Source organism: Chryseobacterium sp. WX (genome assembly GCF_029542485.1).
Taxonomy (GTDB): Bacteria; Bacteroidota; Bacteroidia; order Flavobacteriales; family Weeksellaceae; genus Chryseobacterium; species Chryseobacterium cucumeris.
The window spans coordinates 4,179,452-4,192,131 of record NZ_CP120710.1 but is presented as its reverse complement, the minus strand read 5'-3'; the positions used below and the strand labels follow the sequence as shown (position 1 = coordinate 4,192,131).

Genomic DNA, 12,680 nt, shown 5'->3' with positions numbered 1-12,680 from the left:
TATGGAATCCAGCTTAGCGATGAACACATTAATTTTCCTGGGTGTAGCCATTATTATGGTTCCATTGGCAAGGAAATTAGGGTTAAGTTCTGTCATCGGTTATATTTTAGGAGGAATTATCATAGGCCCTTATGTCCTTAAACTTACAGGAAACAATGTCAATGACATTATGCATGCCAGCGAGTTTGGAGTGATCATGCTTTTGTTTTTGGTAGGTCTGGAACTGGAGCCCCGGAAGTTCTGGGAAATGCGAAAGAAAATAATGGGTCTTGGACTATCTCAGATGGCTCTTACCATTCTTCTGCTTTTTCTTGTATTCACAAGCGTAGGCTGGAGAGTAGACAAAGCGATTGCTATTGCCATGTGCTTTGCCCTATCTTCTACAGCTATTGTTCTGCAGACTTTACAGGAAAAAAACAACCTCAAGACTACCGCCGGAGAAGCTTCATTTTCTACCCTGCTGTTTCAGGATATTTCGGTAATTCCTATTCTGGCCATATTGCCTATTCTGGCCAATTATAAAGCCAAGCATCATGACAATGAAATTCAGATTCTGATTCAAAAACTACCCGAATGGCTTCAGGCCGGAACCGTAATTTTCGGGGTAGCATTATTGATTTTACTCGGCAGATATGTATTTGTTCCCTTTCTGCGCTATGTTTCAAAATCAGGAATGTCAGAACTATTGACCGCGTCTTCGTTATTTCTGGTTATTGGAGTTTCGGAGCTGATGGTTGTGATTGGTCTTTCTCCTGCATTAGGAGCCTTCCTTGCAGGAGTAATGCTTGCCAACAGTGAATTCCGTCATGAGCTGGAAGCACAGATCGATCCTTTCAAAGGGCTGCTTTTAGCTGTTTTCTTCGTGAGTGTAGGATCAACCATTAATTTTAATATCATTCAGAAAGATCCCTTATTTATCTTCAGTACTGTTTTTGCGGTACTGGGTGTAAAGTTTGTGGTTTTATATACTATTGGAAAATTTTTCAGGATAGATACTCCCCAAAGTCTTTTTTATGCCTTTGCCCTTTCTCAGGTAGGAGAGTTTGCTTTTGTACTGCTGAATTACGCATCAGATCTTTATCTTTTAGGTCCCGAAATGAATGCACAGATGATGGCTGTTACGGCAATTACCATGTGTATCACTCCTATTCTTCTCATCATCAATGACAAATTTATTACTCCGAAATTTATCAAAGAAATTCCTGAAGAGGAACATGACTATAATATTCTTGACAGCAATGTTACTCAAAAGAAAATCATCATTGTAGGTTTCGGGCATTTTGGAAGTACGGTGGGACGTCTTTTAAAAGCCAATAAAATACCAGCTACCGTTCTGGATCGTGATTCTGACCGTGTGAAACTGCTTAGAAGCTATGGTTTTAAAGTGTATTATGGTGACGCAACGAGGATTCCTATTTTAAGAGCGGCAGGAATTGAAGATGCTGAAATTCTGGTTTTATGTCTGGATGATCCTGACGATAACAAGTTCATTGCAGAACTTGTCCGTGAACATTATCCTAACGTCAAAATTTTTGTAAGAGCCAAAAACAGGATTGATGCTTATGATTATCTGAACAATGGCGTCAATCATATTTACCGTGAAACACTGGGAACAGCCGTGGATATGGCTGTAGATGTACTTCATGAAACGGGAATGAGAAAATATGCTGCAAGACGTCTTGGCCAAAGGTTTATGGCCATTGACAAAGCATCAGTCAGAAAGCTGGCAAAAATGAAGGAAAATGATGAAGATATTACTCTGTTTACCACAAAAGAAATCCTCCAGCGTGAGGAGGATTTATTGGCTTATGATAATCTTAATTTCGATAATAAAAACTGGGAAGGATCCTCATCAGCTGATGAAGAAGATGAGGAAGAGTCTCAGGATTAATTTACTGGATGTTTACGCTTCCACCGCTGCTTTCGTCTTTTATCACACTCTTAAGCTCTCCTTTTTTCGAGATATCCACACTTCCACCGGATGAAGCACCTGCTTTCACACTGGAAACAGCACTTATGTGTACACTTGCGCCACTGGAAGCATCTGCTTCTACATCATCAGCAATAACTCCTTTTGCAGAAACGCTGCTCCCTGAAGAAGCACTCACGTCTACCTTTTTTGCTTTACCGGAGAGGTCCAGAGTTGATCCTGATGAAGATTCAATATCAAGGTTTACTGCCCATATTTTCCCATCGAAACTACTGCTGCTGCTTATATTGATATCCATGTCATTCGCTTCAAGATCTCCGGAAATACTTCCTGCACTTGATGCTTCGATGTCTGTTTTTTCCTGAGTAAATTTATCTTTTACAATAATTCTCGCAGCCGAATCCGCAATAAGCTTACTAAAATCTTTTGTATAAATTTTAGCTGTCACTTTGCTGATGTTCATCACTCTGATCCCCGGCTTATAATGAATATGCAGTTTTCCGCCATCATTTTCCACCAGAATTTCATCAATGATACTTTGTGGCGCTGAGATTTCAACTTTCTCAGTTTCAGATTTTATAACTTCTGCTTCAATGGCTTGTGAAACCTGAATTTCGTCAAAATCTCCATTAAATTCCTTATGCTGTATCGGACCGCTTTCTTTGCTCACTACCTTCTCTACCCAATTACTTCGGTCTCCGTCTCTGTCTCTATTTCGGTTCTCATGTTTATCGTTACATGAGGCTAAAGCCACAAAGGCTGAAAAAATAAATAAAGTACTTGTTTTCATGCTTATTCCTTTTGTTAATTTTTTTATTGATTTCTTTATTTAAATAACAACTAATTTATAAAAAATATTACATTACATTTGAAAATACTGTAAATACAACAAAGGGCTTAAAGAAATACATTCGCCGAAATATGTTCTATGATACAAGTTTTTAATATCTTTATGCTTTAATAACAACTATATTTATGAAGAATATTTCATCGGTATTATTAATTTCTGCCTTGGCGTTCAATCAATCTTGTACTACAATGAAACAGACCGATATTCAACAGGAGCTTCCTGCACCTGATCCCTCTTTATCTTCAAATCCTTTTATGAAGAAGAGCAAGCTTCAATACGAAGCACCGGAGTTTGACAAAATCAAAAACGAACACTTCAAACCTGCTTTTAACTACGGTTTAAAGCAACATGAAGCTGAAATTATAAAAATTGCCAACAATCCGGCTGCCCCTACTTTTGAAAATACCATCGTTGCCTTGGAAAAAAGTGGTGAAGTGCTGAGAAGAGCACAAATTGTATTTTCAAATCTTACCAGTGCTAATACGAATCCTACATTACAGGCTTTAGATGAAGAATATGCTCCTATTTTTGCAGCACATTCTGACAAACTGTACCTGAATGAAAACCTTTATAAAAGAATACAATCCATCAAAGAAGATGGTCTGGATTCTGAAAGTAAAAGACTGGTACAATATTATAAGCAGAATTTTGAAATTGCAGGTGCTAACCTTTCTGCTGCTGATAAAGAAAAACTAAAGCAGCTCAATCAGGAGCTGGCTTCTCTTTCTACCCAATATGCCAACAAATTATTGGAAGCTAGAAAACAAGGAGGTGTATTTTTCTCCGATGCGAAAGAACTGGACGGACTTTCTGCCGATGAAATTGCAGCTGCAGCCTCTGATGCTAAAACGGCAGGACAACCTGGAAAATATCTTCTGGCGTTACAAAACACTACACAACAACCTCTTCTTCAAAATTTAAAAAACAGAACGACCAGAGAAAAGCTATTTAAAGCTTCTTGGACCAGAGCTGAGAAAGGAGATGCCAACGATACGAGATCAACCATCGAACAGCTTGCTAAATTAAGATTAAAGAAAGCACAGATTTTAGGTAAGAAAAACTTTGCTGAATGGAAGCTTCAGGATCAGATGGCAAAAACCCCTGAAGCAGCTACTAAGCTGATGAACCAGATTGCTACTCCGGCAGTGGAAACAGCAAGACGTGAAGCAAAAGATATCCAGGATCTTATTGATCAGCAAAAAGGAGGCTTTAAAGTAGAACCCTGGGACTGGAATTTCTATGCTGAACAGGTAAGAAAAGCCAAATTTGACCTTGATGAAAGTGAAATTAAACCTTATTTTGAGATTACAACAGTTCTTGAAAAAGGGGTTTTCTTTGCTGCTGAGAAATTCTACGGACTGACTTTCAAAAAGAGAACAGATCTTCCGGTTTATCACCCGGATGTAGTAACGTATGAAGTCTTCGATCATGATGGAAAATCTATCGCCATTTACTATCTGGATTTTTATACAAGAGATTCTAAAAACGGTGGAGCTTGGATGAGTAATTTTGTAGAGCAGTCTTATTTATTAGGAACAAAACCTGTCATTGTTAATTGCTATAATTATCAGAAACCTGCTCCGGGAAAACCTTCCTTAATCAGCTATGACGATGTTTCAACCATCTTCCATGAATTTGGTCACTCTATTCACGGGATGTTTGCCAGCCAGAAATATCCTTCACTTTCAGGAACGAATGTACCGAGAGATTTTGTAGAATTCCCATCTCAGATCAATGAGCACTGGGCTTTAGATCCTGTTGTTCTGAAGAATTACGCTGTACATTATGAAACAAAACAGTCTATTCCACAGGCGTTGGTAGACAAGATAAAAAAAGCATCTACTTTCAATCAGGGTTATATGACTACTGAATTGGTTTCAGCCGCTGAACTTGATATGGATTGGCATACGGTAAGCAATGACAGCCAGTTTATTCCTGTTCTAGATTTTGAAAAGCAGTCTCTAGCCAGCCATGGATTTAATTTGGCAACGGTTCCGCCAAGATATCACACCCCTTATTTTGCCCACATCTGGGGAGGCGGATATTCTGCAGGATATTATGCTTATTTATGGTCTGAAACTTTGGATAACGATGCATGGGAGTGGATCAGTAAGAATGGTGGTTTAACCAGAGAAAATGGTGACCGTTTCAGAAAATATATTCTTTCTGTAGGAAATTCTGTAGATCTTAACCAGGCATTCAGAGACTTCACAGGACACGATCCGGATATCAAACCTTTATTGAGAAACAGAGGGTTTATTAAATAAATCAATGGAAGCATTCTTTAATCAGAGTGCTTCTTTTTTATACCTATTTGTGACCAATAGAATTTTCTATGTTTCGGCTGAAACCGGTGGATTTTTTTGTTTATTTTGAGAGAGCTAAAGCCCATTCCTATTGAATTTCATTATTTTTACAGTTCAAAATTTAAAATACAATATATGGACTGTCCATGCTGTTCAGGAAAATCATACGAAGAATGCTGCAAGCCTTATCATACCGGAGAAAAACATGCTCCTACGGCTGAAGCTCTGATGCGCTCAAGATTTTCTGCTTTTGCCATTCCGAATGGTGAATACCTGATGGAGACTACCCTTCCGGGAAAAAGAAAATACCACAATAAAAAAGATCTGCAGGAATGGGGAGAGATCAACCAATGGACGAAATTGGAAATCATCAGAACTCCCGCTTTAAATCATGTAGAATTTAAGGCTTATTATACCGATCAGGACGGCCATCCGCAAGTTCATCATGAGTTTTCTGTTTTTCAGAAGATGCACGAACGTTGGTATTATGTTTCCGGGGAATTTTTGGATTAGAGAGCGGATTGAGAAAATATAATGTAGTGATGCTTTGCGTATAGAACCACCCCGTTAAAAATTCTTTGAATTTTCGCCGCCCCTCCACCGGAGGGGAATGCCAAGCAACCAATAACTATTATAATCTTATCAATAAAAATGAGCCACAGGATTATCTGTGGCTCATTTTCTTATCTAAACATGTCCGAAAATCGGGCATTTATATTTTTAGTGAGCTTCGTTTCCGTCAATTCCGTGAGCATGACCATGCGCCAGCTCTTCTTCAGTTGCCGGACGAGTGCTTAAAACTTCCACGTCGAAATCTAATACTTTTCCAGCCATCGGGTGGTTAAGGTCTGCTACCACAACTTCCGGAGTAATTTCTACTACAAAAGCCTGGAAGTTATTCCCCTGATTGTCTGATAAAGGAAGAATAGCTCCTACAGGCGGAAGTCCTGATTCTTTAAACATTTCCACTGGTAACTGTGCAATAGCATCCGGCTGTCTTTCACCGTAAGCTTCTTCAGGCTGAATCACAAAAGCAGCTTTGTCGCCAGCTTTTAAACCTAAGATATTCTGTTCAAATTTTGGAATCATCATTCCCACACCATACAAAAATGTAAGTGGATTTTCTGTTGTTGTTTCTTCTACAAGAATCTTACTTCCATCTGGTTCGATCGTGTGAAGTATATACTTTACAGTTACAACGTGATTGTTTTCGATTGTCATATTTTTTCTTTTTTTCGTGATTTTGCCTCACGATTAATCATACAAATATACTCTTTTTGAAATGATTCAATGAGCTTGAAAGATAGGAGATGGAAGATGAAGCTATGAAATGCATAAGGAAATATAATTTTCCTTTTTACTTTACATTACTTACATAATAACTCCCCGGCTTTATTTTTTTCTGTCCTCCTCCCTCTTTTTCTGTCTCAGGACAAAAAGATACAGGCTCTCTACTTTTGTTCTGGCCCAAGGTGTTTTTCGCAGGAACTTCAGGGAAGAGTTGATGCTTGGGTTATCTGTAAAACATTTAATATTGATCTGTTCGCCCAGCCTTTCGAAACCTTGATAGTATTCTACCAGTTCTTCCAGGATAGCATCAAGTCTTTTTCCGTGTAAAGGATCTTTGGACTGTTCCATCTTTTTTTTACAAAATTAATTTATTATAAGTTTATATGGAAATCCACACCACTCTTCCTTTTTTGTTTCTTATTTTTGAAGAAGTTATTCCTCACCAATAAAAATTATCCGTTACAAAACATGAGCAAAAACAACGAAGCGAACAGGAAGAAAAATAAAAAGAAAATTGATCAGAAAAAACGTAAAATACAAAATGCAGAAGCTGAAAGAAAAGCAAGGTTAAAACAAATCCGGGAAGATTTCAAAGCAAGAGAAGCTGACAATAAGCCATAATTGTCTTGATCCGAAGTAAGGAAACCTTAATTTTTTAAATGAAGTATTCTCTATCTTTACATTGTAATAGCTGCAAAATAATTCTCTGCGAAACAACTTGAAAATTACGCTGCATATAGTCTTTTTAATTCTCAAATTTAAATTATGAAAATCCTCCACACTGCCGACTGGCATTTGGGTAAGCGCCTCGACCGTTTTTCAAGACTGGAAGAACAGATTTTGGTTATGAATGAAATTGTTCAGATTGCTGATGAACAAAACGTTGATATGGTTTTAATTGCCGGTGATCTTTTCGATAATTTCAATCCAGGTGTAGAGGCTGCTGAACTTTTTTATAAAACATTAAAACGTTTATCCCTGAACGGAAAACGTCCTGTGATTGCTATTTCCGGTAATCATGATTCTCCCAGCTTAATCAATGCTCCCGATCCTCTGGCAAGAGAGTGCGGAATTATTCTCATTGGCCATCCCAAAGCAGAAATTTTGCCTTTCGGTACGGAACATTTTAGCATTATCAACTCGAAAGAAGGTTTTATAGAGCTGAAAATTGATAGCATACCGTTTCCGATAAGAATTCTTCATACTCCTTTTGCGAATGAGGTTCGTTTAAAGGAATATTTTGGTGAAAATAAAGAAGAAGAAATCAACAGAGTACTTGCACAGGAATGGAAAAATCTTGCAGATCAGTTCTGCGATGATACCGGAGTGAATCTTCTGACTGCTCATTTATACATGAATAAAAGAGGGGCAGAAATTCTGGAAGAACCGGAAGGAGAAAAGCCGATTAAGATAGGAAACGCAGATTTGATTTTTTCGGACAGTATTCCCGAGCAGATTCAATATACGGCATTAGGCCACCTTCATGGTTTTCAGAATATCGGAACGAAGGAAAAGCCTGTGATTTATTCATCCTCTCCTCTGTGCTACAGTTTCAGTGAAGCCGGACAGACGAAGTTTATTTCCATCATTGACGCAGAGCCGGGAAAAATAGTTTCCTATGAAAAGAAAATCTTGAAAAGCGGCAGAGCTTTAGTCCGAAAAACATTTAGTTCCATCGAAGATACTGTTCAATGGCTAAGTGAAAATCCCAATACATTTATTGAGCTTACGCTGGAAAGCGAGAGTTTTTTAACAGCTGATGAAAGAAGATTAATTTATCAGTCCCATAACGGAATTGTTCACCTTATTCCAAAAGTCAGAAATCTGGAATTGGGAGAAAGTCAAACCCATGAAATCAATTTGAGTCAGGATATTGATATTTTATTCAAAGATTATTTTAAATCTAAAAACGGCGGGCAGGAAGCCAATGAAGAACTGATGAATTTGTTTAACGAAATTTTAAATGCATAAGCCATGATCCCTGTTCAATTAACTATCGAAGGACTTTACTCGTATCAGGAACGCCAGACCATTGATTTCAGAAATCTTACTGAGGCGGGACTGTTTGGGATTTTCGGGGCTGTGGGTTCAGGTAAATCATCCGTTCTTGAGGCTATTTCGTTTGCTTTATACGGTGAAACGGAACGTCTGAATATGCGCGATAAAAGGGCTTATAATATGATGAATTTAAAATCAAACAGTTCTTATATAGAATTTGATTTTGTAAATTATGAGAATAAATTGTTCCGTGCCACCCGTGATTTTAAACGAAATTCCAAAAAATTTGAAGAAGTAAAACCTAATGCTGTTACTTTTTATGAGAACATCAATGGAAAATGGATTCCTTTAAATCATTCCAATGCGGAAGCTATTATCGGATTAAGCTATTCCAACTTCAAAAGGACCATCATTATTCCGCAGGGACAGTTCAAAGAATTCCTTGAATTAGGTGCTGCAGAGAGAACGAATATGATGAAGGAGATCTTTAATCTTCAAAAATTTGACCTTCAGAACAATGTTTCAGCACTTAATGTAAAAAACAGATCTGAACTGGATCAGCTGGAAGGGCAATTGAAAGGTTTTGAAGAAATCAACGAAGAGAAAATCAACATTCAGAAGGAGCAGCTGACAGAACAACAGAAACTGCTTTCTGAATCCAATGAAAAACTGGAAAAAATTTCCCAGACTTATCAACAGCTGAAAAACTTAAAAAGTGACTTTGACAGTTTACAACAGAATAAAGAAAAATTCAATAAACTCTCAGAAGAAAAACCCCAGATGGATGCTCTGGAAGCACAGGCAGAATTATACGACCGTATTTTCAGGCTTTTCAATCCGTTGATTATTGAAAAAAATAAGCTTTCAAAAGAGATTTCGGACAAGCGAAATGAGAAAGAACAGCAGATCAAAAGCCAGCAGGAAACAGAAAAGGCTTTTATTATCATCAAAGAACAACTTTCTGCTCTTGAACCACAATTTAAAGCTTTGGAGCAATCCAGAATTCAGGAAAATGATTTGAATCTTATCATTCAGATTCTTACGTTTTCTGAGGAAATCAAAGTTCTTAATGAAAGAACTCAAAAAGGCTCTGAAAAAGTAAAAGAAGTAGATCTTAATAAAGAGAAAATTCAAAAGACCATTGATGAGCTTTCCGCACAGATTAAAACTTTAAAAGAACAGAAACTGGATTCTTCCCTGCTTTCTGAAGTGGGCAGCTGGTTTATTCAGCAAAAGAATTTTAAAAAATCGCTTCAGGAACAAGCTGAAAAGATCGGGAAACATCAAAAGCAGATTGGAGAAATTAAAGAAGAATTAAAGCCTTTTGCTTATACCGAAAATTATAAAGAAGATTTCACAATCAGAAAAGAAACTTTAGAGACTCAAAAAAAGGAACTTTCCCAGAAACTGGATCATCTCAAAATACAAAAAGAGCTTTCCCGTTTTGCCAGTGAGCTTCATGACGGAGAAAACTGCCCGCTCTGTGGTTCTAAAGAGCATCCGCATATTGTGGAATTTCATGATGTGAATGCTGAGTTGAAGGAAATTCAGGAGAAAATAACTTCCGTGGAACAGGAAACTATTGGTCTTCAAAAACAGGAGGCTGAAATTGAAAAGATTCTGGACCGTAAAAAGATCTTTGAGGAACAGCTTCTTTCGGAACAAAAAATACTGCAGCAGATTCAGAAGGATACTGAAAATCATCTGCTGAATTTTACCTGGAAACAATTTGCTTCCAACCAGGAAGAGGAATTTGAGAAAAAACGCTCAGACTCGTTTACGCTGGAGAAAAAGATTGAAGAAACGGAACGGAATATCGCTTTAGCAAGGGAAAATTTTGACAGAGAATCCAAAACACTGGAAAAATATAAGAGTGCTCTGGAAGCTTTCCGTCTGGAAGAAGTTTCGAAGCAGGAGCAAATTAATATCAGCCGTTCCGGTCTTAAAATTCTCGAATGGGATCTGTATGCTCAAAAGGAAATAAAAGAAATTGAAGAATCGTATCAGAAGCTTGCTTATTCTAATAAAGAGATTGAAGAAAATTACCTGAAAACTGTAGAACAGGAAAAAATTCTTTCTCCAAAACTTGCAGAACAAAAAGCAATCGTCAGCCAATTCGAAAAACAAATTACAGAACTTGAGAAGGAGATTTCCGGAAATGAGGAAGCAATTATCAAAGCATTGGCAGAGCAGAATTTCACAGCATTCAAAGAAGTTGAGAATATTTTACTTCAGGAAATTGATGTTCAGCTGGTGAGGACTAAAGTTCAGCTTTTCAAAGTTGAATTTGAAGCTTTGAAGAAATTCATCGGAGAGCTTGAATTAAAGCTGAAGGGACTTTCATTCGATAATGAACAGTTTTCTCTGACTGAAAAGCAATTTAATGAAGCGCAAACCGAACAAAAACAGATCAATGATTCTGTAGTTACAAAAACCGCTGAAATAGACCGTCTGGAAAAGGAATTTTTGAAAAAGGAGGAACTTCTGAAAGAACTGGCAAAGCTTCAGAAACGTTCGGAAAATCTGAAGATCATGATGAATTTGTTTAAAGGAGCAGGCTTTGTACAATATGTTTCATCTATTTATCTGAGACAGCTTTGCGATCATGCCAATGTACGTTTTCACCGGATGACGAGAAACCAGCTGAGTCTTCAGCTAAATGAAAATAACGATTTTGAAATCATCGATTACCTCAACGAAGGAAAAAGCAGAAGTGTAAAAACACTTTCCGGAGGACAGGCCTTTCAGGTATCGCTGAGTCTGGCTCTTGCACTGGCAGAAAGTGTTCAGGCCAATGCGCAGGCCGATAAAAACTTCTTCTTTATTGATGAAGGTTTCGGAACTCAGGATACGGAATCTGTGAATATCGTTTTTGAAACGCTCACCAACCTGATGAAAGAAAACAGGATTGTAGGAATTATTTCGCACGTTGAAGAGCTGAAAGAGAAAATCCCAACGGCGCTCAACATCATTAAAGATGAAGAAAGAGGAAGTATCATTGAAATTATTTAGTTCAATATATTGTAAATAACAAAAGCCACAAAAGATTTGTTCTTTTGTGGCTTTTGCACCTCAAAAACTTCCCTGTTACAGTCCTTTTATAACAGGTTTCACTTCATTTCCAAACAATTCTATAGACTTCATCATCACATCATGAGCAGGATCTCCCACATCCATGTGCCCGATAAACCTTGTAATTCCGAAAATCTCTTTCATATAAGCAATCTTATCTGCTACTTCTGCCGGACTGCCGATGAATAACGCACCGTCTTTGCTTCTTCCTCCATCATACTGTGCTTTTGTGTAAGGTGCCCATCCTCTGGAAGCTCCAATCCTATCCATCTGAGATTTATAATTATGGAAATACCCATCCACCACTTTTTGGTCATCACTCACAAAAGTATGGGAGTGGATTGCGATCTGCATTTTCGAAACATCATGTCCTGCTTTTTGGTACTCCTGTTTATAGAATTCGATCAGATTTCTAAACTGGATAGGCATACCTCCAATGATGGCTACCACTAAAGGCATTCCAAGCCGGGCTGCACTTAAAACAGACTGAGGAGTTCCACCAACAGCTCTCCAGATGGAAAGTTTTCCGTCATTTTTTGCTCTTGGATATACCGTCTGATTCTGCATCGGAGCACGAAGTTTTCCTGACCAGCTAACGTTTTCCTCAGAATTGATTTTTAATAATAATTCTAATTTTTCGTCAAATAACTGTTCATAATCATTCAGTGAATAGCCATACAAAGGAAATGACTCGATGAAACTTCCACGTCCGACAAAGATCTCTGCTCTTCCGTCTGAAATTAAATCCAGTGTTGAAAAATCTTCATATACTTTTACCGGCTCTGAAGAACTTAAAACAGTTACTCCACTCGCCAGTTTTATATTTTTTGTAATGCTTGCTGCTGCAGCCAAAACAATCTCCGGGGAGGAAACAGCATAATCCGGACGGTGATGTTCTCCCATAGCAAAAACATCAATTCCTACCTCATCCATCAATTTTACCTGATCCAGTATCTCACGGATCTTAATTCCTGCATCTCTATATTTCCCGGTTGACTGGTCAAAAGCCAGATCACCGAACATTCCTATTCCTAATTCCATATTGTTGATTTTAGAGATACAAAGTTACCACTATGGAAAAATCAAAAACATTGATGTTTGTTAAGATCGAAAAGTTACTTTTTTAAAACACAAATAACACTAATGTATCACTAATAACACGAGAGTGTAATTGCGAACAAAGCAAATTGTGCTTTTGTTGGAAAACGCAAAGGCGCAAAAAGATCTTTATCTT

The 12,680-nt window shown here is 37.7% G+C and carries 10 protein-coding genes; 6 read left to right on the top strand and 4 right to left on the bottom strand.

Translation table 11 applies throughout. The features are described from left to right. The first annotated feature begins 1 nt into the window (after position 1). A complete protein-coding gene (locus tag PZ898_RS18955) occupies positions 2-1,891 on the top strand; it encodes a monovalent cation:proton antiporter-2 (CPA2) family protein (RefSeq protein WP_062675620.1) in 1,890 nt (629 codons plus the stop codon). A gap of 1 nt (position 1,892) precedes the next feature. Here the strand turns inward: PZ898_RS18955 and PZ898_RS18950 are convergent, their stop codons facing one another. Continuing rightward, complete coding sequence (locus PZ898_RS18950; RefSeq protein ID WP_062675621.1) at positions 1,893-2,720, bottom strand: DUF2807 domain-containing protein; 828 nt, start codon at positions 2,718-2,720, stop codon at positions 1,893-1,895. Between the two features lie 185 nt (positions 2,721-2,905). Between PZ898_RS18950 and PZ898_RS18945 the strand changes: the two genes are divergently transcribed. Beyond that, positions 2,906-5,047, top strand: a complete 2,142-nt coding sequence (locus PZ898_RS18945; RefSeq protein ID WP_277693963.1) for a M3 family metallopeptidase — start codon at positions 2,906-2,908, stop codon at positions 5,045-5,047. A 174-nt stretch (positions 5,048-5,221) separates the two neighbouring features. Continuing rightward, complete coding sequence (locus PZ898_RS18940) at positions 5,222-5,599, top strand: YchJ family protein (RefSeq protein WP_062675623.1); 378 nt, start codon at positions 5,222-5,224, stop codon at positions 5,597-5,599. A gap of 207 nt (positions 5,600-5,806) precedes the next feature. On the opposite strand, the gene PZ898_RS18935 is transcribed toward PZ898_RS18940, so the two are convergent. Together PZ898_RS18935 and PZ898_RS18930 are read right to left on the bottom strand one after the other, a co-directional pair. After that, complete coding sequence (locus PZ898_RS18935; protein WP_277693962.1) at positions 5,807-6,307, bottom strand: peptidylprolyl isomerase; 501 nt, start codon at positions 6,305-6,307, stop codon at positions 5,807-5,809. Positions 6,308-6,478: 171 nt separating this feature from the next. After that, on the bottom strand, positions 6,479-6,724 hold the full coding sequence (locus PZ898_RS18930) for a VF530 family protein (RefSeq protein ID WP_062675625.1): 246 nt from the start codon (positions 6,722-6,724) through the stop codon (positions 6,479-6,481). Between the two features lie 120 nt (positions 6,725-6,844). Here PZ898_RS18930 and PZ898_RS18925 point away from each other — a divergent pair, with 120 nt between their 5' ends. The 3 genes from PZ898_RS18925 (at position 6,845) to PZ898_RS18915 (ending at position 11,386) form a co-directional block, all read left to right on the top strand. Further along, complete coding sequence (locus PZ898_RS18925; protein WP_002983641.1) at positions 6,845-6,997, top strand: hypothetical protein; 153 nt, start codon at positions 6,845-6,847, stop codon at positions 6,995-6,997. A 144-nt stretch (positions 6,998-7,141) separates the two neighbouring features. Beyond that, positions 7,142-8,347 carry an exonuclease subunit SbcD gene (gene sbcD, locus PZ898_RS18920; RefSeq protein ID WP_277693961.1) on the top strand — a complete coding sequence of 402 codons (1,206 nt, stop codon included), beginning with the start codon at positions 7,142-7,144 and terminating at the stop codon, positions 8,345-8,347. 3 nt (positions 8,348-8,350) lie between these two features. Continuing rightward, complete coding sequence (locus PZ898_RS18915) at positions 8,351-11,386, top strand: SMC family ATPase (RefSeq protein WP_277693960.1); 3,036 nt, start codon at positions 8,351-8,353, stop codon at positions 11,384-11,386. A 75-nt stretch (positions 11,387-11,461) separates the two neighbouring features. Here the strand turns inward: PZ898_RS18915 and PZ898_RS18910 are convergent, their stop codons facing one another. After that, the gene (locus PZ898_RS18910; RefSeq protein ID WP_277693959.1) at positions 11,462-12,487 is read right to left on the bottom strand and encodes an LLM class flavin-dependent oxidoreductase; all 1,026 of its coding nucleotides are present in this window, start codon (positions 12,485-12,487) and stop codon (positions 11,462-11,464) included. Between the last annotated feature and the right edge of the window lie 193 nt (positions 12,488-12,680).

Bases quoted from the DNA above. Each gene is read 5' to 3' on its own strand.
- PZ898_RS18955 (WP_062675620.1), top strand. From the start codon at position 2: ATGGAATCCAGCTTAGCGATGAACACATTAATTTTCCTGGGTGTAGCC.
- PZ898_RS18950 (WP_062675621.1), bottom strand. From the start codon at position 2,720: ATGAAAACAAGTACTTTATTTATTTTTTCAGCCTTTGTGGCTTTAGCC.
- PZ898_RS18945 (WP_277693963.1), top strand. From the start codon at position 2,906: ATGAAGAATATTTCATCGGTATTATTAATTTCTGCCTTGGCGTTCAAT.
- PZ898_RS18940 (WP_062675623.1), top strand. From the start codon at position 5,222: ATGGACTGTCCATGCTGTTCAGGAAAATCATACGAAGAATGCTGCAAG.
- PZ898_RS18935 (WP_277693962.1), bottom strand. From the start codon at position 6,307: ATGACAATCGAAAACAATCACGTTGTAACTGTAAAGTATATACTTCAC.
- PZ898_RS18930 (WP_062675625.1), bottom strand. From the start codon at position 6,724: ATGGAACAGTCCAAAGATCCTTTACACGGAAAAAGACTTGATGCTATC.
- PZ898_RS18925 (WP_002983641.1), top strand. From the start codon at position 6,845: ATGAGCAAAAACAACGAAGCGAACAGGAAGAAAAATAAAAAGAAAATT.
- sbcD (WP_277693961.1), top strand. From the start codon at position 7,142: ATGAAAATCCTCCACACTGCCGACTGGCATTTGGGTAAGCGCCTCGAC.
- PZ898_RS18915 (WP_277693960.1), top strand. From the start codon at position 8,351: ATGATCCCTGTTCAATTAACTATCGAAGGACTTTACTCGTATCAGGAA.
- PZ898_RS18910 (WP_277693959.1), bottom strand. From the start codon at position 12,487: ATGGAATTAGGAATAGGAATGTTCGGTGATCTGGCTTTTGACCAGTCA.